We start from the raw sequence: 24,426 nt of genomic DNA, 5'->3' as shown, positions 1-24,426 counted from the left end.
AACACCAGCCAGAGATGCAACAACGGTGCTCCAAATATTCCGAAGATGGGAATGGATATACGAAATGCTTCGTAGGGACCCATCAACGGCTTCTTATACTACCTGTTGGTTGTAATCAACGGTTAATAATAACCTCGCGACGCCAGAGGTGTTCTTCAGGGCGGCGTTGATGCAAGAACAAATCGATCCGACAGGATCGGAAAGGATGACGGAACGTGCATAAGCAAAAGCGAACTTTCTTGAAGCAAGGCGTGGCATTGAGTGGTTTGGCGCTGGCGGGAGCGGCTGGTGGCCTGGCTGCGCTGGCTGGTGTCAGTACCCGCGCGCAGGCGGCGGGGAAGGCAGTCGAACTGTTGAACGTCTCGTACGATCCCACGCGTGAGCTATATCAGGCCTACAACGCCGTGTTCGCGGCGCATTGGAAGCAAACAACCGGGCAGGACGTGACGATCCGGCAGTCGCATGGCGGTTCCGGCTCACAAGCGCGATCGGTGATCGATGGCGTTCCGGCCGACGTCGTGACGCTCGGGCTGGCGCCGGACGTCGACGCGTTGGTCAAGCATGGCGGTCTGATCCAGGCCGATTGGCAGAAGCGTCTGCCAAACAACTCGGCGCCCTATACATCGACGATCGTGCTGGTGGTGCGCAAGGGTAATCCAAAGGGCATCAAGGATTGGGGTGACCTGGCAAAGCCGGGTGTAGCGGTAATCACACCGAATCCGAAAACATCCGCCGGTGCGCGCTGGAATTATCTGGCTGCATGGGAGTACGGGCGTCGGCATTTCGGCGGGGATGCGGGTGCGAAGGACTTTATCCAGAAGGTGTTCAAGAACACACCGGTGCTGGATTCCGGCGCTCGAGGATCGACGATTACGTTCGCGCAACGCGGCGTGGGCGATGTGCTCGTCTCCTGGGAGAACGACGCGCATCTTGCCGAAAAAGAATTTGGCCAGGGGCAGTTCGAAATCATCGCACCGAGCGTGAGTATCTTGTGTGAACCGACAGTGGCTGTCGTGGATAAGAACGTCGATCGCAAGGGTACGAGAGCGGTCGCGGAAGCGTACTTGAAATATCTATATTCGGACCCGGCGCAGGATATTATCGGCCAGAATTTTTACCGGCCTATTGGTGCCGTGGCGAAAGCGAAATATGCAAGCCAGTTTCCGAATCTAACGCTGGTGACAATCGATGGTGCATTCGGCGGCTGGTCGACGGCGGACAAAACGCACTTTGCCGATGGCGGTACCTTTGATCAGATCTATACCAAGCGGAGTTGATCGCTAATTCAGTAGGGTGATGTAAGATCAGTCGGCCTGCGGGTCGACTTTTTTACTTGTGGCCCATGTGATGTTTATCCTGAAGTGGTGTTAGGGCCTTGAATCGTTCTAAATGATACATACTCAGCCATGCTTGCATCGGCAATACCGTCCGGTCGGAAGGCGACGGTGACACGATGGACATCACGGACGAGCAAACTACCAGGTCATGATCCCTTTAACCCGACGTCAGTTCGTGCACCGCGCATTCTGCGGCTTGGCAACGATGCCATTCTTACGCATTCGCATGGCGGGTGCGGCGGAACGCTTTGTACCATTGCGTGAAGTTGCCGCGGCGAGGGGATTGACGTTTGGTTTTGCACTGGACGCTGCAAAGCTGGCTCAGGATGAGGTGTACCGCGCGTTGGTCATGCGTGAGGCCAGTATTGTCGTACCCGAGAATGCGTTGAAGTGGGCGACGGTTCATCCGGAACCGCAAAGATACCATTTTGCGCCGGCAGACAGCATCGCAACGTTCGCGAAGGCGCACGACCAGCGTATGCGGGGGCACGCCTTTTGCTGGCATCGGGCGTTGCCGGACTGGCTGCTGCATGCGGTGACGCCAGCCAATGCCGAAGCGGTCCTTACAATGCATATCAATACGGTCGCACGTCATTACCGGGGCCAGATCGTTTCGTGGGATGTCGTCAACGAAGCAATTCAGGTGGAAGATGGTTTGCCAGGAGGCATGCGGCACGCATTCTGGTATCAAATGTTGGGCGAACGCTATGTCGACCTGGCGTTTCACGCCGCGCACGAAGCCGATCCGGACGCGGTGCTTTGTTATAACGATTACGGCCTCGAGAATGACGGCCATTATGGCGACACAAAGCGGTCGGCCGTACTGGCGATGTTGCAGGGGCTGCGGCAGCGTGGTGTACCGGTTCACGCGCTGGGCATTCAATCGCATTTGCGTGCTGGTGAAGTCAGAGGATTTGGCGCGGGGTTGTCACGCTTTATTCTCGCGGTGCGCGATCTTGGATTGTCGGTTCTCGTAACCGAGCTGGATGTGGATGACAGCCGTCTTACAGGATCTATGGATGAACGCGATGATATCGTCGCGGCAACGTATAAGCGGTATCTCGAAGTCGTGCTTGCAACACGCGCCGTATCAACCGTCATCACGTGGGGCGTGTGGGACACGCCACATCGCACGGGCGCCACGCCAGGCAATGGACCATTGGCGCAACGACCGTTGGCCTTTGGCCCAGAGGGCCAGATCAAACCTGCAAGCTGGGCTATCGCGCACTGTTTGGCGCGCTGATACCTGATGGTGGCCGAGCACACTGCCTACTCGCTATGACTGATTAATCCGCCGGGAAAAAGCCCGGACGCACCGGCTCGATACCACCCCTATCTTCCGCGACGGCGGTGACGGCTGCAGCACATACATTCACTGTCTTTCCCGCGGGCGTATCGCCCATAGTGGTGACGTTTGTACGTGTAAAGAACGCGGAGCCCGGAATCAACGCCGTAGCGAACGCGCATAAACATCCGGCGACGACTTCCAGCAAGCGCACTTCCAACAGCGGTGTCATGGCAAAACCGAGCGAGGCATAGACCAGCGCGACGAGAATCGTGATGAAGAAAACCCCGCGCGCATAGGCGTGGAGGATGTGATACGCCCAGCCGCCAACACAGAGCGCCATCAACAGGCAATCGAACCATAGCGAATGGCCGATCCACGTTACCAGTAGGGCGCTTGCCAGCACGCCGGCGACTGTGCCGCCCAGACGCTGAAGACCGCGGCGCAGCGCGTCGGTCCGGGAGCGCGTGCCCATGAATACGACGAAGACACTGATCACGGCCCAGCACCACCGTTCCGGCGACAAAGAATGGCCTACGGCAATCGCGAGCACGGCAGCGCCCATTCCACGTACCGCTGGCGACCAACAGAGGGAAGCGTGCATCTCACGCCATGACGTCACGGGGATTGATGAATTGTCGGGAGCGCCGGCGTCGCCAATGGATCGCGCGCTTGGCGCACGAATCGGCCATATCCAACGACAGGTCATCATGACAACGGCAAGTCCTACCAATGACACCGCCAACGCTAACGCGGTGTGGTCCGCATCAGGGTGTAAATAAATGCCGAGGTAGTAGGCGACCAGGGCGTTCAATGCTGCGCCAATCGCACGTGGCCCCCAGTTCTGCAATAGCAGTCCGACAAAGAAAATAGCCAGAAAGCCGATGCCTGCAGTCACGACCGAGTAGTTCATTAGCGCACCCGCCAACCAGGCGATACATGTCGTGCCGTACAGGATGAACAGCGTGTGCCACCAACGCGTTCGATGATCATGCTCTGCGCCATTGTGTTGCGTGCTGTCGCGCAGGAACAGCGGACATACCATCCCGAACAGTACGCCCACGCCCGCCATGGGAATCGGCAATCCAAGGTAATGTAAGGTGGGAACGGTCAGGGCCGCGGTGGTCGCGGCAGCAGTGACGCTGACGAGGCCGTAGCGCAAATGGGCCAGGGCAGGCGTGCTGTTCAGTTCGTCGGCGCGTACGTGGCGTAGCGTGCCGAGTGCGGCGGCGTTGATCATGATCGATGAGTCCAGACCGAGGCAGGAAGTCGCTTGTGGCAACCACCTGTCTTTAGGGAATGCTCCCTGAATGTCAAAGTGCCGCGCGGTGCGCGGTGTCGGGATCACCAACAAAGCGCAATTGCACGGCCTGTCTGTATTTCTGCTCGCACCTTCAATGGCGCGGCGGCGAGTCAACCGTCGGCGGTGGCGAGTAGGCCAAGCATGACAAATCGACGAGCTGCGGCCGGCATTGTACGGTAGCGAGCCGCTCGTGCGCTATCTCCCAATGAAATATCGGCAATCACGATCCTGACGTGACCAAAATAGTCTAGCGCGCCGCATTCATCCGCGGCGTTTCAAGATACTGAGGCGAGGGGGAAAAGCAACGGACATGGATCGTGTCGGCATCGTCAACGGCGTCAGGCGATTCTCCGTGAACGTCAGGCCTATTCCTGGGAAGAGGCGGACCACACCACGCTAGCGGAAGCCAATGCGCTTTTGCGCCTCGTCGAGGAGGGGCGCTCTGCCATGGCAAAAAGCGATTTTCGAGGCCTGGTCCGATCCCCGTCCGCTATCGGCCGACGTTATTGAATTCTTCGACTATTACATGCACGACAGCCAGGCCGCCTGGGCGCATTACAGAGACAAGGCGGCGGTAGCTCTTATACAGAATGGCGCATCGCAGACGTGCGCCATCGCTTTCATGAAGCAGGCCCGCGAGTACTGCGCCAAAGCACAAGGGGAAAGTGACGCCGGCACTATCGCATTCTTACGGCCGAGGACGCTTTTCTTTGGCGAAAAGGAAGATGTGTTCGCGGTGACTGACACAGGATACTGATCGTGGCCCAGATAGAAAGTGAGAGGGATGGCGGTGGGTACCACGGCTATTTTTTGCGTGCGACCAGCCAATCCGGGAAATAGTCCAGGACTCAGCCAAAGGCGGATCACTGACAGTCAAACGCAAAAGCGCAGCCCGACCGACAACCGTCAGGCGTACCTATCCATGCACGTCAAACCCCTCACTCAAAATCAGGAATGCGCAGCTACGGGAACGGTGGCCGAGTCGATGCTCACCGGAGAGACGGCCGATGCCGCGGACACGGCGTTGACCGATGCCGCCATTGCGCCGGTGGCGGCTTCCGTTGCGGCAACGATCGTTTCGGTCACGCTGGCGGTAGCGGCTGCCAAACTGTCGGACACTGCCCCGGCAGCCGTGCTTAGCGTATCCGACACCTGTGCAAACTGGCCGCGTGCCGACACGTCGGGACCTGCGGGTCGGGCGCTGTCACCATACAGTGCGTCCATTTGTGCATATTGTTGCGCGAACAGTTTGCCACGCAGCCACACATAGAGTCGTTGTCTGAGCATCGTCAATCCCCGGGCGATAGATAGGGTGTGAGTCGGGGCAGGGGGTCCGCTTTTTATCGGATCGGCTGCTGGTTTTATGTCGACAACGGAGTAAACGGCGCACGCGGGAAGAACTTTAGGATTTTTTTGAGAATTTATTTTTTAACCGTTACTGCACCATGAACCCGACATCTTGATCATTGAATGTTGATAAATCGGTAAATTCGATCAATAGGAGCCACTAAACGCATTGATTCAGGTAATTTCTGCAGATAAAAACGGCCGAAGCGGACGATGGTCAAGCGCGTAGGTGTGGCCTCCGTCCACGGTGGGACGGAATCAGGATTGCGCGGAACGAGAACCCTAGTCTATCGCGCTAACACGGGCCATCGCCGGCGCGCCAACCCCAATTGGGAAGGCAGGCACTGAATGACCGCGCGATACCGTGCGGGTCGGCTTACGAGGGCGCGTCGGCGGTTTGCTGTGCAAATCGTCGTCGTTCGCGCCGAGCGCCATGGCATGACTCTGGCCTGCTTCCAAGACGAAGAACGCCACCGCGTCGGTTAGTTCCCGACCTTGTTGGCGCAGCGATTCGGAGGCCGCCGCCGCTTCTTCGACCAGCGCTGCGTTCTGTTGGGTGACTTTGTCCATCGTGGATACGGCTTCGTTGACCTGTCCGATGCCATGTCCCTGCTCGTTCGATGCGCTGGCGATGTCCGCCATCAACATGCTGACCCGGGTAATCGCCTGTTGGACTTCATGCATCGTGCCCCCCGCTTCGCCGACCAGCGTGGAGCCTTGCTGGACCTGAACGACCGACGTCGATATCAGTTCCTTGATCTCCTTCGCGGCAGAAGCGGACCGCTGTGCCAGGTTCCGGACTTCCCCGGCCACCACCGCAAAGCCGCGCCCTTCTTCCCCTGCCCGCGCCGCTTCCACCGCGGCGTTCAACGCCAGAATGTTGGTCTGGAACGCGATGCCTTCGATCAAACCCGTGATGTCGGCAATCTTTGATGAACTGCGTTCGATGTCATGCATCGTGTTCACCATGCGATCGACGAGATCGCCACCCTTTGTTGCAATTTCCGATGCGTTGGTCGCAAGCGCCGTTGCTTGATGCGCGTTTTCGGCGTTTTGATGCACCACTTGCGTCAATTCATCCATGCTGGCTGCCGTTTCTTCGAGGGATGCGGCTTGTTCCTCGGTACGTTGGCTCAGATCCATATTGCCGGCAGCGATCTCACGCGTTGCGGTACCAATTGAATTTGCGCTATTTCGTACGCGTCCGACAGTCTCCCGTAGATGCGCGTTCATTTCCGCCAGGGCACGCAGCAGGGTGCCGGTCTCATCGTTCGATGTTGCGACGATTTTGCTGGTCAAGTCACCCTTGGCGACGGTTTGCGCCACCCGGACCGCACGGTCGATAGGGCGGGTGATAGAGCGGGTAATGAACCAGCAGGCTAGGGTCGCCAACGCCACGGCGCCCACGCACAGGGCAATCTGGAGATTACGTTGAATCACGAATTGCGCGTCATATTCGGCGACGCGTTCGCGTTGCACTTCGCGGGTGTACGTCGCGTACGCATCGGTCGCGGCGATCAATGCGGTCAGCAAAGGGCGGCAGTCTTCGTCCAGCATGACAACGGCCTGCTGGTGATCGCCGCTCAAGGCCAGGGAGACGATCTTCAACGCGACCGGGCTATATAGCGCTTCGATACGATTCATTTCGGCAACCAGGGACCTGGCCTTGTCACTGGCATCACGCGCATTGTTTATCATGTCGTTCAACTGCTTGAGGCGATTGACGACATCGCCTTGCGCCTGTTCAACGGCGGCGCGTTCCAATGTGACATCGGCCGGCTTCGTGACCAGGACCAAGTTCCGCGCGGCGATGGCACGGCGATCAACTGCCGTGCGGAACTGGCTGGCGACGTCGGCGCGTGCGCTAACGCCGTCGACGAAATGCGAGAAGCCATCCGTCGCCCAACCCAGCGCGCGAAGCGACATCGCGGATACGATCATCACGAGCAACGCCAATACGCCAAAGCCGGCGATTAGCTTGTTTTTTATGGTCATGTTGGCAAGATTCATTGCGCGTCTCGGTGGAAAGTCGGCCTTGTCAGCCGCATTGGATCGCTGCGCTTAAATATGCAAAAAGGCGGTGGTCCAATGCGGTTTTGGTGCATAAAAAGAAAGAAGCACTTTTTCCGGCTATGCGTTGATGATGCGCTCGCTAAACCGAAAAATAAAAATGAGGCTGGCCGAAGTAGCGCAATGTGCTTTGAATGACAAAACTACTTGCCGTGGCGGTAACCCTCGCCATTGCGTTGACGTCGCGCGCTTCTGCCGGTCGCATCGCGATTAACGACTCGGAATGACACTAGTGAAGGGGGACGATCAAATATAGTGCAGCATTAGTGGATTACTTCGATTTATTCAAACGAGTGTTTTTAAATCAGTCAAGGTAAAGTTTTCGATAGCCAGAGAAACATAAGTCCCTGAACTTTTGGAATACCAAAGCGCGGCTGTCCATAGGGGAACGGTCCGGTTTCGCCGGTGGGCACATAGCCTCGACGCCGATAGAACGCAATCAGTTCCTCACGGGTATGTAAAACGCACAGTCGCATCGTGTCCACTCCCCAGGCTTGACGCGCATGCTTTTCGGCTTGCTCTAACATACGCTTTCCGAGTCCGCGTGCCTGCAAGTCCGGCGCGACGGCAAACGCGCCGAAATAGGCTGCCGAAGCAACCGCGTCGCGGGCGGTGTTACAGGTTGCCACCAAACGGGGCCCCGTCGGTGTCGATGCAAATGCGACGATGACGACGCTGTCGGCATTGGTGATGGTTTCGAGGACTTCGGCCGCGTCGGTTCGCTGACCATCCAGTAGATCAGACTCCGTCGTCCAACCTTGTTTTCCGGATTCACCTCGATACGCCGATTGCATCAAGGCCACGATGGCATCGGTATCGTCAGGTTTCGCCAAACGAAAAGTCCATTCAGTCGACATGCGGCCATCTCGATAAAGTTTCGGAAAAGCATTGTACGGTGAGGGGATCGGTCTGACCAGCATGGCAGGTAGTGGGCGCGCGGCTGGTAACATGACGACCGGCGCCGTCGCCGTTTTGTCTTTTGTCTTTTGTCATTTCTTTCGCGTTTTGCCTGGACCCCATGCCGATGTTCGATACGCCCGATACTGTGGGCCCCACCGATTGGTTTGACGCAGCTGCCATGGCGCCGGATGCCGCGCCACCCGCCGCGACGACGCGGGCCGGCACGCCAACCTCGCCGGAACCCGCTGCGGATCAGGTCGCCGTCACTGACAGTCGACGCGGGTTGCGCCTTCTGCATACGGCGGATTGGCAAATCGGCAAGCCATACAACAACTTCCCGACTGAAGACGGCGTTATGTTGGTCGAGGCCCGTTTTCAGGTAGTGGAGCGTATTGCGCGGCATGCGCAGGCGGAAGAAGTGGACGCCGTGCTGGTCGCGGGCGACGTGTTCGATGCGCAAGGACTCAGTGATCGCACGATCCATCGCTTGTTCCATAGCCTCGCGGCATTTTCCGGCCCCTGGTTGATGTTGCCGGGTAACCATGATGCGGCGCTGTCCGAATCCATCTGGTCGCGTGCGCAACGCTTAGGCTGTGTTCCCGACAACGTGCATCTTTGTCTGACGCCACGCGTTCATTTGTTCGAACCGTTGCGCATGGCGATTCTGCCGGCACCGCTGACGCAACGCCATACGCATCATGACCTGACTGAGTGGTTCGCCCAGGCCGACACACCGCCAGGGTGGTGGCGCATCGGGCTGGCACACGGTAGCGTGCAGGGCATCCTTGCCGATGATATCGATTCGAGTAACCCGATCGCACCGGATCGCGCTGACCAGGCGGCGTTGGACTACCTGGCATTGGGGGATTGGCACGGTACGCGCCGTATCGATGCCCGCACTTGGTATAGCGGCACACCGGAAACGGATCGCTTCCGCGCCAACGACTCTGGACAAATATTATTGGTGTCCTGGGCCGCGGCGCCGGCCGACAACCATGTGCCGCGTGCCGGCACGGCGCGTCGCGAGCTGCCGACGGTCGTACCGTTGCCGTTCACGCAATATCGCTGGCGCGCCCATGCCGCTTCCTTACAGGTCGACAGTGATCTCGATGCGTTGCTGCAAGATGTCGCCGCGTTGCAGGCCAATGATGTCGTGCAATACCAGGTGGCGGGGCAGGTTGACCTGGCCGGGCAGCAACGACTGCAGCGTGCACTGGATCGCGCGCAAGGGCGCGCCCGCAGCGTGACCGCCGATATGCGCGCTCTGCGCTTGCAGCCCACGGCGGAGGACATCGCCGCTCTTCATGCGGATGGCTATCTGGGCGACGTGATCGCGACGTTACGCGATGTGCAAGAACAGCCCGATGTAGAGAAAGCCGAATGCGCGCACGATGCCCTCGTGCTGCTGGCCGGAATGCTGCAGCCTGGCGAGGATCGTCAATGAAACTGCAACGCATTCGCCTCGAACAGGTTCGGCAGTTCCGGCAGCCTTTGGAACTGCGAGACCTGGACAATGGTATCAATCTGTTTAGTGGCCCAAACGAAGCAGGTAAGAGTACGGTGGTCGCCGCTATCCGCGCGGCCTTTTTGGAACGGCATCGATCAAATGGGGTTGAAGACCTACGACCGTGGGGTGACAGTGCCGCCGCGCCGGAAATCGATATCGACTTCGAGATCGACGGTCGATCCTATGCATTGTCGAAGCGGTTTTTGCAACGTAAGCGCTGCATGCTACGTATTGGCGAGACATCGATCGCCCACGTTGGCACTCGGCTTGCTGCAACAACGCTCGATGGTGCGTCCGCGGAAGATAAACTGGCCGAATTGCTTGGGTTTCATTATGCTTCGCGCGGCGCGAGTGATGCGCCGCAGTGGGGGGTGCCTGGCTTGCTCTGGATTCAGCAAGGTAGCGGGCAAGCCTTTCGGGAGGCCATCACTTATGCGACCGATCATCTGCGAAGCGTGTTGCAGGGCAACCTGGACGCGCTATCGAGTACGGGCGCTGACGCGGTGACGGCGCAGGTGGAAGCGGAGCGTAATATATTGCTGACACCAACTACCGGGGCGCCCCGCGGTGCGTATGCGGAAGCCATCGCGCGGTATCAGGTCCTATCCGAACAACGCGAGACCCTGGCGCGGCAGATCGCGACGTATCGCCAGCAAGTCGATGCGCTAAGCGCATTGCGTCGTGCCCATGCCGAAGACAGCGCGGCGCAGCCTTGGCAAGCGTTGCGTGCGCGGCAGCGGGATGCGGAACAGCAGCTCGCCGGGGTGGATGCGTTGACGCAGGCATTGCAGGAGTCGCGTCGACATTGGGAGCAATGTAATGCGCGGATCGACTTGCTGCGCGAACAGCGCGAAGCATTTGACGCGCAACGCAGCGCGTTTGAACTGCGGCAGACCACGGAAGCGATGGCAGCAGAAAAGCGCGCCGAGGCCGATGCCGTATTGAAGCAATGCGCCGCTCGCCGTGAGCAAGCTGAAGCAACGCTGGACCAGGCGGATCGACAGGTCACCCGCTTGCAGGGCCGGCTGCGCGCGCTGCAATGGTGGCGTCAACGTGACGATGCCATTGCGTCGGCGGAGAAGGCCAAACATCAGTTGGAGCAGGCGGAGGATGCCCAAACATGGGTACGCGCATGCCAGACCGCCGCATCGGCGCTTGCCATCGACGACGGGGTGCTGGCGACGCTTCAGCAACAACGTGACGCTTTGCGAGATCTTCGGGTGCGACGCGAAGTGGCGGCCACGCGTGTGCGGCATGCGTTGCTTCCCGGCGCCACGCTGCAAATAGGCGACCTCGCGCTCAGCGGAGATGGTGAGCAGTTGTTGCTGTCCGCGAAGACAATCGTTATCCCGGATATCGGTCGTCTTGAAATTGTTCCTGGGGGAGCCGACCTGACAACAATGGCGCGAGACGAAGCGGCATTGCAGGGCGTACACGATGCGTTATTGGCCGTACACGGGTTGACTGATCTGGACGCGGCACGTGAACGCCGTGAGGCGTCGCGTATTGCCCAGGCGGATCTGCAGGCAGCGAAAGCGGCGCTCCACGCCCTGGCGCCGCAAGGCGTGGAGGCGTTGCGTGATGCCCATCACGCCTTGCGCGACAGCGCTGATCGTTTGCGGACACCGCCCTCTGGTATCGAGGCGTATGTTGATGTGACGCAAGATATCGCCGTCACCATGAACGCCAACGCCAACGCCAACGCCAACGCCAACGCCAACGCCAACGCCAACGCCAACGCCAACGCCGATCTCATGGCGGACGTCGCTACGCTTGAAGCGGAGGCAGCGATGCAAGTTGCCGCGCAGTCGGATGCGCGGCTGCAGATGGAGCGGATCACGCGGCAGTGGCATGATGCGCGACTGCTGGCTGCGCAGGCTCAGTCAGGGGCCGAGGCCGCGCAGCGCGAGCGGCAGCAGGCGCAGTCGGCGCTAGAGGCCCCAGACCGTGAAGCGCGGGTCACGGCCATCGCCCGGCAATTGACTGACGCATTGGCGCAGGCCCGCACACTGCAGGATGGCATTGCCCAACAGGAGCGTGAAATCGCGCAGGCGCGGCCGGACATTCTGCGCCAGGATATCGCGCGTTTCGCGCGCAGTGCGGAGCAACACGCTCTGCAACACGATGCGCGAGGCAAGGCGCTGCTGAAATTGGAAGTATCGCTGGAGGCTGCGGGTGCACAGGGGCTTGATGAGTTGGCCGCCGATGTTGCACGGGCCTTGGCCGAGGCGGAACGTCGCCGCGACGAGATGCGGCGGCGGGCATCGGCGCTCGATTATTTGCTGATGTTGCTCCGCGACAAACAGAGGGCATTGGTACAGCGGTTGCAGGCGCCATTGCAACGTTATCTTCAGCATTACCTGTCATTGCTGTTCCCAGGCGCGGCATTAATGCTGGATGCGCAAATGCAACCCGTGACATTGGTGCGGGAACGATATCGTCATATCGGTGACGCAGTCGGCGACGCCAGCGGGGTACCACCGGGTGCGGGTGACGAGCAGGCCGATGTCGACGCATTGAGTTTCGGCGCGCGCGAGCAATTAGGTGTTCTCACGCGCCTTGCCTACGCCGACTTGTTGCGGGAGGCCGGGCATCCGACCTTGCTGATGCTGGACGATGCATTGGTACACAGCGACGAGATACGCCTCGCGCAGATGAAGCGAGCGTTGTTCGATGCCGGAACGCGGCACCAGATTCTTCTATTCACCTGCCATCCGGAGCACTGGCGAGACCTGGGTGTTACGGCCCGAACGCTGGGTTGAGGGTGGCCAACACGCGCAGCGTCGCGCAATCGGACACATGACGAGGTTCAACCTGCCGTCTCGTCATGCGTGCGCGGCGCGTGGGCGAGCACACGATCTTCGTTTGCCAGGCGAACGGTGTTTTTGCCCGACGCTTTCGCCTCGTACATGGCTAGGTCGGCGCAGGTGAGTAAGCCTTTCGCCGTGATCGGGCGCGTAGGTCGCCCGGTGTAATAGGCAATGCCGATGCTTGCACCAATGCGCACTTGGTGCGTGCCGATATCGACCGGCACATTCAGCGCTTCGATCAGACCGCTTGCCACGCGTCGCGCATCGGCGGCGACGAGGTGGTGCGTGTTTAACGCATGTAGCACCAGCACGAATTCATCGCCTGCCAACCTGGAAACCACGTCACTGGCGCGTACCGTCGCGCGCAATCGGTCGGCCACTCTTGTCAACAGCACATCGCCGCTCTCGTGTCCGTAAAGATCGTTGACGCGTTTGAAGCCGTCAAGGTCGAGAAACAGGATGGCCAGTGGTGCACTGTCAGCGATAGCATCGCTGACATGTGCAAGTAAGGCACGACGGTTTGGCAACAGCGTCAATGGGTCTTGCAATGCCTGCTCCGTCAGCGACGACTCGAGGCGTTTGCGTTCGGTTACGTCATAGCTGACGACATAGAAGCCGTTGATCACGTCGTGTTTATAGTGGGGGATGTAGGTCGCGCTCCATACACGGCCGGAGGCCTCGTCATAGACGACGTTCTCGTTAACGACGCGTTCCCCGGCCAGCACGCGCTCTAACATCGGGGCGAGCCGGGCCATCAGGTCCGGCCGGACGACGTCCGCGACACGTCGTCCCGGCAACTGCGAGGCGTCGCAGTGGAAGACCTCGCCATATGTGGCGTTGGTGAATCGATAACGGAGATCCACATCGATATCACCGATCAGAACCGGCAGATTGTCCGTGATCGTCTGCAATGTTTCACGACTGGTGCGCAACGCCTCCTCGATCAGTCGTCGTGCCGCAATCGTCCGATCGCGTTCGGCTACGACATGGGCAAGGTCGGTGTTTACCGCTTTCAATTCGGCCGTACGTTGCTCCACACGCGCTTCCAGTTCCGCGCGTAGTTCCGCCAGGGCATCGTCACTTCGTTTGCGTTCCGAAATGTCTTCGACGACGGAGATATAGTGCAGCGGTTGCGTATCCGACGTGCGGGCCAACGCAACCGTCACATTGACCCAGACATATTCGCCATTGCGCCGGCGATAGCGCCGTTCACGTGAATATGAACTGATGGCGCCGCTCTGCATACGGGCCGTATCCGCCGCCGCCAATGCAACGTCGTCGGCATCCGTGAATTCACTGAAATGCTTGCCTTGCAACTGCTCTACCGTATAGCCGAGCATCGATGCAAAGCGCTGATTTAATTGCTGCAGACGTCCATCCATTCCTAGCACGACCATCCCGACCGCTGCCTGGTGAAACGTGGCGTGCAGAACTGCGCTCGATTCTTCCAGCGCACGACCCTCGGCGCGTTGCATCGACTGTGACATCACCGTGGCCTCGCGCTGCAGCAATTCCCGCCGGACAATCGCGGCAAGGTCTCGTAACGCTTCTTCCTGTTCGGACGTCAGTTGTCGAGCCTTGGTGTCGATGACGCACAGGGTGCCCAGCGCATGCCCTTGCGATGAACGCAATGGCATGCCGGCGTAGAAGCGAATATGCGGGCTGTCGGTAACGAGCGGATTGTGCTGGAACCGCGGGTCATTTTCGGCATCGGGCACCACGAACAGGTCATCGCTGACCATCGCGTGGGGACAGAACCCGATATCGCGCGGCGTGTGCTTTGATTCTATGCCAACGCTGGACTTGAACCACTGACGTTCGTTGTCGACCAGGGTCACCATTGCCATGGGGGTGCCGGCAATGATCGACGCCAACCGCGTCACGCGATCAAACGTCTCCTCGGGCGGCGTGTCCAGCAGATTCAGGCGTTGTAGCAGCGCGACGCGTGCATCTTCATCAGGAAAGGCTGGTGCGGGTGTGGCGTGGGCAGAGACAGACATCACGGTTCAACGACGGATGGATGTATGGCAGTTTATCTTGAATTTCAGCCGATTCCCTGGATTTCGGCCGATCAAGCGTCAGGCATCGTTACCCATATCGGCACATCCAAATCCTGTTCGTTCAGGTTCAAGCCATCGCCAACCCGGTCAACGACGATGAAGTCCGTGGTTCCCGGAAGTGCCAGCAGCGGATGGTGCCAGACTCCCTTCGCATAGTTCACTCCTTGCCAGCCACTGCTGGCAAAAGCGCGGATCCGCGACGGATCGAGGGGGCCGGCCGGTGCGACCACGACCAGGTAGCGCGCCTTGGTCAAGGGAATGAATGCCTGACTGCCGAGGGGATGACGCTCCATCATCTTTATCTCGAAGGGCAAGGTCCGGGGCTGGCCACGGAATAGGTTGATGGCGGTACGGCCACCCGCCTCTTCGACATCGACTTTCGCGAGGTCGTGAAAACGGATGGTCGTACCCAGATTAATGGGAATCTGGCGCGCCCCTTCCAATGCGATGACATCGCCGAAGGGTGCGAAGACGTCGCGGGTGAGTGGTTCGACAGCAAGCGTTTTCATGACAAAAGGGAATGTTACGGTAAGAGGACGCTTCACGCGTGCGTAAGGATCGTGCGCCACGGTACGGCGAGGCGTCAAGTTTGGTGCGGACAGCGGCGGTAAAGCGCGCGAAACGAGTCTTTCCAGTCCCCAAATTGGCCTCGTTACGTGGTTTTTACGTCTGATGCGTGCAGCATCGGAAACGGCTGTTCCAAAATAGTGGGGACGAAGCAGTGGCGGGTGACGTTAGCCAGTCGGGCGGAGCGGGCCATTGCGCGGCTCGGGAGTCTTTCAGGCCGCGGTGTATGGCCGCACTTTCCAGCCGGCCTCGATCACCCGCGCCTTGACCGCGCGGGCCATATCCAGTGCGCCCGGGGTATCGCCGTGAATGCAGATCGAATCCGCTGCCACAGGCAAGATCTTGCCGGATTCGGTGATGATGCCACCGGCTTCGAGCATTGCGACCGCGCGACGAGCACCGTCTTCCGCGTCATGGATCACCGCGCCTGCGCGGTTGCGCGGCATCAGCCTGCCATCATCCAGATAGGCTCGATCCGCGTACAACTCCCGCAAAATCGGCAAGCCCGCCGCCACGACTGCGTCTTCTAGCAATGTGCAGGACATCACCGCAATGCGTAATTCGGGATTGATGCGCCGCACCGTCAGCGCGAACGCTTCCGCCATTTCCGGATCATTGGCGATCACATGACCCACCGCGCCGTGCGTTTTCACGTGCGTCATCTGGTACCCCACGGATCGCGCTATCGCGTCGCATGCGCCGATCTGGTAGGCAAGCAATGCCATCGTCTCGTCCTTCGTGAATGGCATATTGCGCCGGCCAAAACCCCATAGGTCGGGATAGCCTGGATGCGCGCCAACTGCCACCCCCTTGATTTTCGCAGTGCGGCAAATAGCCGTCATGATCGACGGATCGCCTGCATGATAGCCGCAAGCCAGGTTGGCCGTGGTGGCAATGTCCAGCATCGCGGCGTCGTCTCCAACACGATAGATGCCAAAACCCTCTCCCATATCCGAGTTGATGTCGATCTGCTTCATTCCGCTACTCACTGGGTTGTCTATTCAAATTGCATACTGTAAGTCTTTTTTTGATCAGACAAATTTTCACGATGATCAAAAAACGCGATTTGGTTGCTGGCGACGGACAGTCACGCGACAGCCGAGATAGCGTGGATGCGGGATGATCGCCCGTGACATTTGGCCGATCAACCTAGATGCAAACCCTGCGAAGTTGGTAGATCGCTACAAAGTCCGGCGCGGTCGATGCGGATGGGCATACGTTAGGCGATGTTCGCCACACGTAAATTTGACAGACATTGTTATAAGAATATTGAAAGCATATTGTCTGATGCGGGCGGCGTGATCGGAGTCATTAACAGCCTTATCGTTTGCTGTCCGGCAGGCCTGAAGATTCAGGCATCTGCTGGACGGCGTGACATTGTTGCGTATAGACAGGCGTCCTTCGCCCTAGCCTTATCACACTTGGTCTGGAGTATTGCATGGAAGCACGGGATGAGATGGAACGGAGTCAGGCGATGAGCGTAATGGCACGCTGCACGAGCATGGGACGGCGCGCGCGTCGGACCGTGTCCGTCGCGCTGTTGGCCTGGGTAGCGGGTACTGCACTGCCGATGACGGCCCATGCGCAAAGTACCGAGACCGTGAAGATCGGATACAACGGGCCGTTGACTGGGCCGTTGGCGAACTACGGCAAGGATCAGGAGCAGGGTGCTCAATTGGCGCTGGATGAAGCAAACGCGCAGCATCTGGTTATCGGCGGCAAGACGATTACGTTCGAACTGATTGCGCAGGATGACCAGGGTGATCCGCGTGTTGCTGTGCAAGGCGCCAATCGTCTTGTCGACCAGAAAGTGGTAGCGGTGGTTGGCCATTATGGCTCCGGTCCAACGATTGCCGCGTCGTCCTACTATGATAAGGCTGGTATCCCTGAAATCGTCCCGTCGGCATCCAATCCCGGCATTTCGAAGCATGGGTATAAGCTACTGTATCGCCCGTACGGTACCGACAACACCGTTGCGACCGCGGCTTCCGATTATGCGGTGAAAGAACTGCATTTAAAGCGCATTGCGGTGGTCGATGACCGTACCGCCTATGGTCAAGGTCTTGCCGAGGAGTTTGAGAAAGCCGTGAAGGCCGATGGCGGCAACATGGTGGCGCATGAGTATATCGGTGACCAGGATGTTGACTTCCGTGCGGTCTTGACGTCGCTGAAAGGTAAACGCGCCGATTTGATCTTCTTTGCAGGCCTTGCGCCACAGGGTTCGATGTTCGTCAAGCAAGCCCGCCAATTGGGCTACAAGGGCGCATTGATGGCAGGTGCGAGCTTTGCGAATGCGAAGTTCCTGACGCTGGCTGGCGACGCGGCGGAAGGGATGTACGCCTTCGAGCAAGGCGCGCAATTGAACAAGACGCCGGAAGGACAGAAATTCCTGACGGCATTCCGTACCAAGTACCAGGGGGATTCGGTCGGCTATGCCGTGTTTGCCTACCAATCAGCATGGGTTGTGATCGAAGGGATGAAGGCTGCGAACTCCACGGATCCGAAGGTGTTTGGACCGGCCATCGCGAAATTGTCCTTCGATAGCGTGCTGGGACATATCACGTTCAACCAGTACGGTGACCTGCGCCACGCGAAGACCACTTTATACAAGGTGACAGGCGGCAAGTGGGACGCCGTCAAGACGGTGACGTCCGAGGAATGATCGCAGGATCGCACTAGCGGCGCATGCAATGTGCGTCGGGGCGGCGGCGCGCATGATAGCCGTCGCAGCTGTTTTTTCACGGCAACAGCGGCGGCGCTCGCGGCGGCCAATACAAAGGCGATTGCCCTTGTCGCCTTGCCAGCAGCCTGATTGATTAGCGACGTAACGGTTGCAGCAACGTGCGCAGATTGTTGTGATCGATTTCGTGCATCAGCGCGAGCAGTCGGCCGATCTGGCCGGGCGGGAAACCCTCACGTCCGAACCACGCCAGATAAGCACCAGGTAGATCCGCTATTACCCGATCCTTGTATTTGCCAAATGGCATGCGTGTCGTCACCAGGCGTTGCAAGTCTTCCGGGTCCATCGGTTTCGTTCCCCGCTATCAAGGCATGCATTATCAGATGCGTCGACGCCCTGCACAACGATTGTCTATGAAGCTACTGTGGAAAAGCGCGTGGCCACGTGTGTCTATAATGCACGAGGTCACGACGTCGGACAGGCGGCATCGGGGCCGGGAGTTCGATTTGTCTTGTGTCGACTAAGTCGATAGACTTGCGGCGCAGGAACCAACATCCGACGCGTCCGGCATATTCGCTCGAACGATCGTCGACTTGAGGGCGCAACGTGTCGAAGAAGACTGCAAAAGTGAGAAAGATTTCAAGGTTGCCCGCCGTAGTGGCGATGTGCGTGCTGGCGTTAGGTAGTGCCTTGCAGCCCGCGCGGTCCGCCAACGGAGGCGGGGCAGCAAACGGCCAGGCTGCTTCGGCGAGATCGGACGAGGTGCGGGTCGAACAAATGACATGGCCCGAGATCCGCGACGCGGTGAGCGCTGGCCGGACCACGGTACTGATTCCAATCGGTGGTACCGAACAGAGTGGTCCGTATATCGCCGTTGGAAAGCACGACGTACGGGTCGGGATACTGTCCGAGCGTATCGCGCGCACGTTGGGTAATGCGCTGGTCGCACCGGTGATTGCCTATGTGCCGGAAGGCGGCTATGCGCCGCCGACGTCGCATATGCGGTTTCCAGGGACTATCACGGTGCCGGATGATGTGTTCGAGAAAACGCTGGTTGCCGCGGCGAACAGCTTCAAGGTGCATGGGTTCACGCGCATTGTGTTCCTCGGCGATCACGGCGGTTACCAAGGCGATGTTCGCAAGGTCGTGGCGCAATTGAATCGCGAGTGGGCGGGCGGTAAGGCGCGTGCTTTGGTGCCGGAGACCTATTATCAAACAAGCTCCGAGGGATTTAATGCCATCCTCCGTGCCAAGGGCTTCCGCGACGACGAGATCGGCACCCATGCTGGGTTGGCCGACGCCGCGTTGCAGATGGCGGTTGCGCCGTCGATGGTGCGCTCCGAGGCAATGCGAACAGCGCCAAAGCCGGGGACGGCAGATGGTGTGTATGGCGGCGATCCGCGTCGTGCTACCGCGGCATTGGGTCAGTTGGGTGTCGATGCAATCGTTTCGAACACCGTCGCGGCCATCCGAGAGGCGCAGTGAGGGCGACGTCGACGCTGTGTTGTGCGGTATCAAAAAATGTGGGGATAGCGCGGCGCCGCACGGCGCGTACGATGCTAGGCTTGAAATGTGATTGCGCGGAGCGGCCCGCATCGCGCGATCCCTGATATTGATCCACCGGAATTCGTTTATGTCTTTGCAAAATTCACGCATCGCCCGAGCGGTCATTACGGCGCTGGCCGCGTCGTTGAGTGTGGCGGTGGTGGCCCACGCCGCTGATTCGGGCAAGGGGCCCGCCGCCGCGACGAATGGCTCGCCCACGCCGATTCAAACCATTTCGGGCATGATGCCGGTCACGGACCCCAACAATCTTTACAGCGACACGACGTCGAGCGACATGAGCCCGACGGTCAAGTCGGCATTGCCGCGCGTCTATGTGCCAAACCTGCGCTCTGACGACGTTTATGTGATCGATCCAGAAACTTTTCGCGTCGTCGACAAGTTCAAGGTTGGGCGCAGCCCACAGCACGTGGTTCCAGCCTACGATTTGAAGACGCTGTGGGTGGCCAACAATGCGGAAGGACACAACGACGGCAGCTTGACGCCGATCGATCCGGTTACCGGCAAGCCGGGTGCGTCCGTGGCGGTGGACGATCCGTACAATATGTATTTCACACCGGATGGCAAGCAAGCCATCGTTGTCGCGGAGGCGCACGCACGACTGGACTTCCGCGATGCACATACCATGGCGTTGCAGTCGAGTCTGGAGGTGCCGGAGTGCAAGGGTATCAACCACGCGGACTTCTCGATCGACGGAAAGTACGCACTGTTCACCTGTGAATTTGGCGGCAAACTAGCGAAAATCGATATGGCGAATCGCAAGGTCGTCGGCTACCTCGAATTGAACAAGGGAGGCATGCCGCAGGATATTCGCGTCTCGCCAGATGGCCGTGTGTTCTATGTGGCCGATATGATGGCCGATGGCGTGTTTGTCGTCGATGGCAATGCGTTCACCAAGGTCGGCTTTATTGCCACCGGTATCGGTACGCACGGCTTGTATCCGAGTCGCGATGGCAAGTATCTCTACGTCGCGAATCGCGGCTCGCATCGCGTTCATGGCGCACGCCGCGGTCCGGGCAGCGTGTCCGTGATTGATTTTGAGACAAAGCAAGTCGTCCATACCTGGCCGATCGCCGGGGGCGGCAGCCCGGATATGGGTAATGTCAGTGCGGATGGCAAGACCCTGTGGTTGTCCGGCCGGTTCGATGATGTGGTGTATGCAATAGACACCGCTACCGGGATGACGCGTTCGATAAAGGTAGGGATGGAGCCTCACGGCCTGACCGTCTGGCCGCAGCCGGGGCGTTATTCACTCGGTCACACCGGCAACATGCGTTAACACCTTGAAGTGCCTGGCGCACGATGGCGCACGTCGTTGCCCACACAACGCGTTCCTAGCGTACGCCTTCGGGCACTGGTACACCTGCGCGGCTGAGCAATCGTGCGCAGCGCGGCGACAAGCGTCGCAATTCCATACGCTTGCCGGCTTGCGCATAGCGCCCTGACAAGCTCTCCAGTGCCGCGATTGCCGAATGATCGGCCACTCGTAGAAAGCGGCAGTCGATGACTACCCGCGCCGGGTCCTTTTTGGCATCGAAAAGAGAGAGGAACCGCGTCGTCGACGCAAAGAAAAGCGTGCCGTGCGGCTGATAGATCTTGTCGCCGGGTTGCGCTGCCATTTTCCGGCCGGGAGTGTCGTTTTCGCGCTCGTCATCGATGACATCGACGCGAATATCATGCGCATGCTGCCAGACAAAGTTCAATGCGGCGATCACGATACCGCAGACCACCGCGATCGCGAGATCCGTAAAAACGGTAATGATCGTGACGGCAATAATCACGATTGCATCGTTGCGCGGCACCTTGTGCAAGACGCGCAGCGACCCCCATGCAAAGGTTTGCTGCGCTACCACGAACATGACGCCGACCAGTGCGGCCATCGGAATACGTTCGATCAGCGGGGACAGGAACAAGATGAACAGCAGGATCATCACCCCACTCACGATGCCTGACAAGCGTGAGCGTCCGCCGGACGACAGGTTGACGACCGTCTGTCCGATCATTGCGCAGCCGCCCATGCCACCAAACAGGCCTGACACAATATTTGCCGCGCCTAATGCCACGCATTCACGATTGGGCTGACCGCTGGTTTGCGTCATCTCGTCGGTCAGGTTGAAGGTCAGCAATGTTTCCAGTAAGCCGACCATCGCCATCAGCACCGCGTACGGCAGGATGATTCGCAACGTCTCGGTATTCCATGGCGCGCTGGGAATATGAAAGACAGGCAGGCCGCCCGCGATGTGCGCCATGTCACCCAGCACGCGGGTAGGCAGATGCAATAACTGCGTCAGTAACCCTACGCCGATAATCGCCACCAGCGCGGCGGGCGCAGCCTTGGTCAAGCGGGGCAGCAGGTAGACGATTGCCATCGTCAAGGTAACCAGCCCCAGCATCATCCACAGCGGACCGCCGTGCAGCCATTGCGTGCCGCCATTGGCGGCCGGTACCTTGAAGTGTTCAAGCTGCGCCATCGCGATGATGATCGCCAGGCCGTTGACGAAACCGAGCATCACCGGGTGCGGCACCATCCGGATCAGCTTGCCGAGGCGCAGCGCGCCAAACAGTACCATGACGACGCCGGACAGGACGACCGTCGCAAGCAGGTAGTCGATGCCATGCTGCACGACCAGCGCCACGATCACGACGGCCATTGATCCGGCGGCACCTGAAATCATCGCCGGACGACCGCCGAATATCGCCGTGATCGTGCAAATGATGAAGGCGCCATATAGCCCCATCAACGGATTCAAATGCGCAACCAACGCAAACGCGATGCACTCCGGCACCAGCGCGAACGAAGAAGTCAAGCCAGCCAGAACATTCTGGCGCAAATGGGTGGCATTCATGCGATTCCTAAATCAGGACCGCCCGTCGCGACGCGGCCTAATGAAGCGCCACGGTAACCACATTACACATCCGGGAAATACAGGCTGCGTCGCCGGCAAGCGGCAACGTTGTGAGCCGACGTTCGGTTCAACCAACGGGCATCACACACCGGGACTTGATGGGCACCGACCGGGGCGAAGGAATTCGCCGCATTTATCGTTGCGCCAGCCTGAAGCGCTCGCGCCGTTGGTGGACGAACTGACTCTGGAATCTCGGTATTATGCCATTTTTGACATGACTTTGCTGACTGGGCCGTAGATTTTCGTGTTTTACCAGGTAAAGGATAAAGAAGCGTGCCGGATCGTTGTCAAAATAACGAGAACTGGCACTTCAGGATTGGCAAAACGCGCCGTTATCCGTACGAGGGTGGGGAGCGCGCAGTGCCTTTGCGCGGCTTGTGTAATTATGCAATCTACCGGGATCAGTGCCTGGCTTTTGTCGTGTTGTCTCTTATCGGAGGCGATAGGGTGCAATGGCAGTCATCGATCGTGCTGCACTTTCGTTTTCTATGCGATCTACAGAATCTCCCGAATTCGGATTGGCGGAATCGACGTCGCTGCGCGACGCGTCGGTTCGCTGCGCGATGTGGACCGAGCGCCGACTCGCCATCGAACGAGACAGGCCAGTACGCGTGCTTGTCGTGGACGACAACGAAACCGCCGCCGAAGCGCTGTCGTTGGCGTTGGCCGAGGACGGTTATGAGACACGCTATGTATTTGGCGGTGTGTCAGCCATTCAGTTGGTATCCCATTGGGTGCCGGACATCATTGCACTTGACATCAACATGCCCGAGTATGACGGGTTCGAGACGGCTCATTTGCTGCGATGCCTCGTCAATACGCGCAACGCCGGCATCATTGCCTTCACGGCGCTGTCTGCCCCCGATGTCGCGCGACAGGGTCTTCCGGCGGGCTTTGATGCTTATTGCCAGAAAGGCTGCTCGTTGGATGCGATTACCGGTCTGATCCAAGCGCTTATCGTGCGGCGTGCTGTGTGACGCGAGGGGGCGGGGACGTACATCCCGCCGCGCCAATATGTAGGTGCGATTCCCTTAGCGGGCGTTGCCGTTCGTCGATACCAATCCCGTGCTTTCGATGCCCAACGCCTGCGCCAGCGCGGTCAGCATGCCGGGGCGCTCGGGGTGTGATGACTGCAACAGCACGATCCGTCGTGCGTAGCGGCCCTCGCCCTCGTCAGTGCCACTGACCGTCAAGGGCTGGCGGGCCTTGCTTTTCGAGGTGGCGTTGCCGAGCCGATTCTCTGTGGCTTGACGGTGTGCCACGGCAAGGCGCGTCCACCGGCATCCTTGCGCCAGCCGCGCGATGCCTTGCCATTGTGGAAGCAGGCTGACCCCCACGCCGTCCGATACCAGCATGACAATGGTTTCCAACGCGTCCAGGTCACAAACCACCGATGGTGCCAGACCGTGATCGTCGAGCCACTGCGCGGCGTGCCTGCCGCCCCAGGCTTGCGGGTCGTACCGGATGTATGGCAGGTCTTGCAGCCGGGCGTGCGCGATCTCACCGTCTCCATCAATGTGATTCGGGCCATGCAATGGGGTGACCAATACCAGCGGTTCTTCGCACAGCGTGATTGCCTGCAATGTTTTCGGCACCGCGAAGGGCGGCGCGACCAATAGGGCCGCATCGAGTGATCCGGTGGCCACCGCTTCATACAACTCGCGCGATGTCCCGGGTGTGATCATTGGTCTGATGCCGGGTGCGTCCGCGGTGAGTGTGCGCAGCATCGACGGCATCCAGCCCGTGAGGGCGGTCGAGATGGCACCCACCCGCAAGGTCCCTCGCACGCCGCCCGGATCGATATCCGCGGCCAGACGGGCGGCTTCGCAGACAATATGCCGCGCACGCGGCACGAGATTCAAACATGCCTCGGTAGGGCGCGCCGTATGGCGGGCTCGCGACATCAGCAGCACGCCAAGCTGTCGTTCCAATGCCTGAATGCGCTGGCCGACAGCGGCCGGCGTCAAGCCTTCCGTCCGCGCTGCTTCCGCGATCGAGCCGGTATCGATGACGGACAAGAGGCTACGAAGATAGCGCGTATCCAAAAGAATACCTTTAGATTGAATAAAAAATTACATGCTATCTCTTTTG

19 protein-coding genes are annotated in these 24,426 nt (G+C 59.3%); 9 read left to right on the top strand and 10 right to left on the bottom strand.

Annotation, left to right across the window (positions count from 1 at the left end; genetic code table 11):
- Positions 1-257: 257 nt before the first annotated feature.
- Positions 258-1,277, top strand: coding sequence for a sulfate ABC transporter substrate-binding protein (locus tag SJQ66_RS01745; protein WP_390174010.1), 1,020 nt, complete (start codon positions 258-260; stop codon positions 1,275-1,277).
- 208 nt (positions 1,278-1,485) lie between these two features.
- Positions 1,486-2,580 (top strand): endo-1,4-beta-xylanase, encoded by a 1,095-nt coding sequence (locus tag SJQ66_RS01740; protein WP_046154136.1) that lies wholly within the window; start codon positions 1,486-1,488, stop codon positions 2,578-2,580.
- Positions 2,581-2,623: 43 nt separating this feature from the next.
- Here SJQ66_RS01740 and SJQ66_RS01735 read toward each other — a convergent pair whose 3' ends face one another.
- Positions 2,624-3,862 (bottom strand): FUSC family protein, encoded by a 1,239-nt coding sequence (locus tag SJQ66_RS01735; protein WP_024903645.1) that lies wholly within the window; start codon positions 3,860-3,862, stop codon positions 2,624-2,626.
- A 472-nt stretch (positions 3,863-4,334) separates the two neighbouring features.
- Between SJQ66_RS01735 and SJQ66_RS01730 the strand changes: the two genes are divergently transcribed.
- Entirely contained in the window at positions 4,335-4,682 is a 348-nt protein-coding gene (locus SJQ66_RS01730) for a hypothetical protein (protein ID WP_253464589.1), read from the top strand.
- Positions 4,683-4,873: 191 nt separating this feature from the next.
- On the opposite strand, the gene SJQ66_RS01725 is transcribed toward SJQ66_RS01730, so the two are convergent.
- The 3 genes from SJQ66_RS01725 to SJQ66_RS01715 form a co-directional block, all read right to left on the bottom strand.
- Complete coding sequence (locus SJQ66_RS01725) at positions 4,874-5,212, bottom strand: hypothetical protein (protein ID WP_024903647.1); 339 nt, start codon at positions 5,210-5,212, stop codon at positions 4,874-4,876.
- Between the two features lie 342 nt (positions 5,213-5,554).
- Positions 5,555-7,282, bottom strand: a complete 1,728-nt coding sequence (locus SJQ66_RS01720) for a methyl-accepting chemotaxis protein (protein WP_024903648.1) — start codon at positions 7,280-7,282, stop codon at positions 5,555-5,557.
- A gap of 368 nt (positions 7,283-7,650) precedes the next feature.
- Positions 7,651-8,199 (bottom strand): GNAT family N-acetyltransferase, encoded by a 549-nt coding sequence (locus SJQ66_RS01715; protein WP_320533792.1) that lies wholly within the window; start codon positions 8,197-8,199, stop codon positions 7,651-7,653.
- A gap of 167 nt (positions 8,200-8,366) precedes the next feature.
- On the opposite strand from SJQ66_RS01715, the gene SJQ66_RS01710 reads away from it, so the two are divergent.
- Both SJQ66_RS01710 and SJQ66_RS01705 read left to right on the top strand, forming a co-directional pair.
- Positions 8,367-9,686 carry a metallophosphoesterase family protein gene (locus tag SJQ66_RS01710; RefSeq protein ID WP_313905201.1) on the top strand — a complete coding sequence of 440 codons (1,320 nt, stop codon included), beginning with the start codon at positions 8,367-8,369 and terminating at the stop codon, positions 9,684-9,686.
- Complete coding sequence (locus SJQ66_RS01705; protein WP_320533791.1) at positions 9,683-12,511, top strand: AAA family ATPase; 2,829 nt, start codon at positions 9,683-9,685, stop codon at positions 12,509-12,511. The genes SJQ66_RS01710 and SJQ66_RS01705 overlap by 4 nt, the downstream gene beginning before the upstream one ends.
- A gap of 47 nt (positions 12,512-12,558) precedes the next feature.
- Here the strand turns inward: SJQ66_RS01705 and SJQ66_RS01700 are convergent, their stop codons facing one another.
- The 3 genes from SJQ66_RS01700 to SJQ66_RS01690 form a co-directional block, all read right to left on the bottom strand.
- Positions 12,559-14,559 carry a sensor domain-containing diguanylate cyclase gene (locus SJQ66_RS01700; protein ID WP_024903652.1) on the bottom strand — a complete coding sequence of 667 codons (2,001 nt, stop codon included), beginning with the start codon at positions 14,557-14,559 and terminating at the stop codon, positions 12,559-12,561.
- A 71-nt stretch (positions 14,560-14,630) separates the two neighbouring features.
- Positions 14,631-15,128: an ureidoglycolate lyase gene (locus SJQ66_RS01695; protein WP_036010049.1), complete on the bottom strand. Its 498-nt coding sequence runs from the start codon at positions 15,126-15,128 to the stop codon at positions 14,631-14,633.
- A 270-nt stretch (positions 15,129-15,398) separates the two neighbouring features.
- The gene (locus SJQ66_RS01690; protein WP_024903653.1) at positions 15,399-16,163 is read right to left on the bottom strand and encodes a LamB/YcsF family protein; all 765 of its coding nucleotides are present in this window, start codon (positions 16,161-16,163) and stop codon (positions 15,399-15,401) included.
- A 461-nt stretch (positions 16,164-16,624) separates the two neighbouring features.
- On the opposite strand from SJQ66_RS01690, the gene SJQ66_RS01685 reads away from it, so the two are divergent.
- Positions 16,625-17,848 carry a branched-chain amino acid ABC transporter substrate-binding protein gene (locus SJQ66_RS01685; protein WP_236693589.1) on the top strand — a complete coding sequence of 408 codons (1,224 nt, stop codon included), beginning with the start codon at positions 16,625-16,627 and terminating at the stop codon, positions 17,846-17,848.
- Positions 17,849-18,002: 154 nt separating this feature from the next.
- On the opposite strand, the gene SJQ66_RS01680 is transcribed toward SJQ66_RS01685, so the two are convergent.
- A complete protein-coding gene (locus tag SJQ66_RS01680) occupies positions 18,003-18,212 on the bottom strand; it encodes a DUF3820 family protein (protein ID WP_024903655.1) in 210 nt (69 codons plus the stop codon).
- A 281-nt stretch (positions 18,213-18,493) separates the two neighbouring features.
- On the opposite strand from SJQ66_RS01680, the gene SJQ66_RS01675 reads away from it, so the two are divergent.
- Both SJQ66_RS01675 and SJQ66_RS01670 read left to right on the top strand, forming a co-directional pair.
- Entirely contained in the window at positions 18,494-19,351 is an 858-nt protein-coding gene (locus SJQ66_RS01675; RefSeq protein ID WP_253464586.1) for a creatininase family protein, read from the top strand.
- Between the two features lie 148 nt (positions 19,352-19,499).
- A complete protein-coding gene (locus tag SJQ66_RS01670; RefSeq protein WP_024903656.1) occupies positions 19,500-20,708 on the top strand; it encodes a YncE family protein in 1,209 nt (402 codons plus the stop codon).
- A gap of 55 nt (positions 20,709-20,763) precedes the next feature.
- Here SJQ66_RS01670 and SJQ66_RS01665 read toward each other — a convergent pair whose 3' ends face one another.
- Positions 20,764-22,275 carry a SulP family inorganic anion transporter gene (locus SJQ66_RS01665; RefSeq protein WP_036010052.1) on the bottom strand — a complete coding sequence of 504 codons (1,512 nt, stop codon included), beginning with the start codon at positions 22,273-22,275 and terminating at the stop codon, positions 20,764-20,766.
- Between the two features lie 548 nt (positions 22,276-22,823).
- Here SJQ66_RS01665 and SJQ66_RS01660 point away from each other — a divergent pair.
- The gene (locus SJQ66_RS01660; RefSeq protein WP_081764944.1) at positions 22,824-23,312 is read left to right on the top strand and encodes a response regulator; all 489 of its coding nucleotides are present in this window, start codon (positions 22,824-22,826) and stop codon (positions 23,310-23,312) included.
- A gap of 54 nt (positions 23,313-23,366) precedes the next feature.
- Here the strand turns inward: SJQ66_RS01660 and SJQ66_RS01655 are convergent, their stop codons facing one another.
- Positions 23,367-24,380 (bottom strand): LysR family transcriptional regulator, encoded by a 1,014-nt coding sequence (locus SJQ66_RS01655; RefSeq protein ID WP_024903658.1) that lies wholly within the window; start codon positions 24,378-24,380, stop codon positions 23,367-23,369.
- Between the last annotated feature and the right edge of the window lie 46 nt (positions 24,381-24,426).

Source organism: Robbsia andropogonis, assembly GCF_034047095.1.
Taxonomy (GTDB): Bacteria; Pseudomonadota; Gammaproteobacteria; order Burkholderiales; family Burkholderiaceae; genus Robbsia; species Robbsia andropogonis.
The sequence above is the reverse complement of the archived record's forward strand: the minus strand, read 5'-3'. Positions and strand labels throughout refer to the sequence as shown.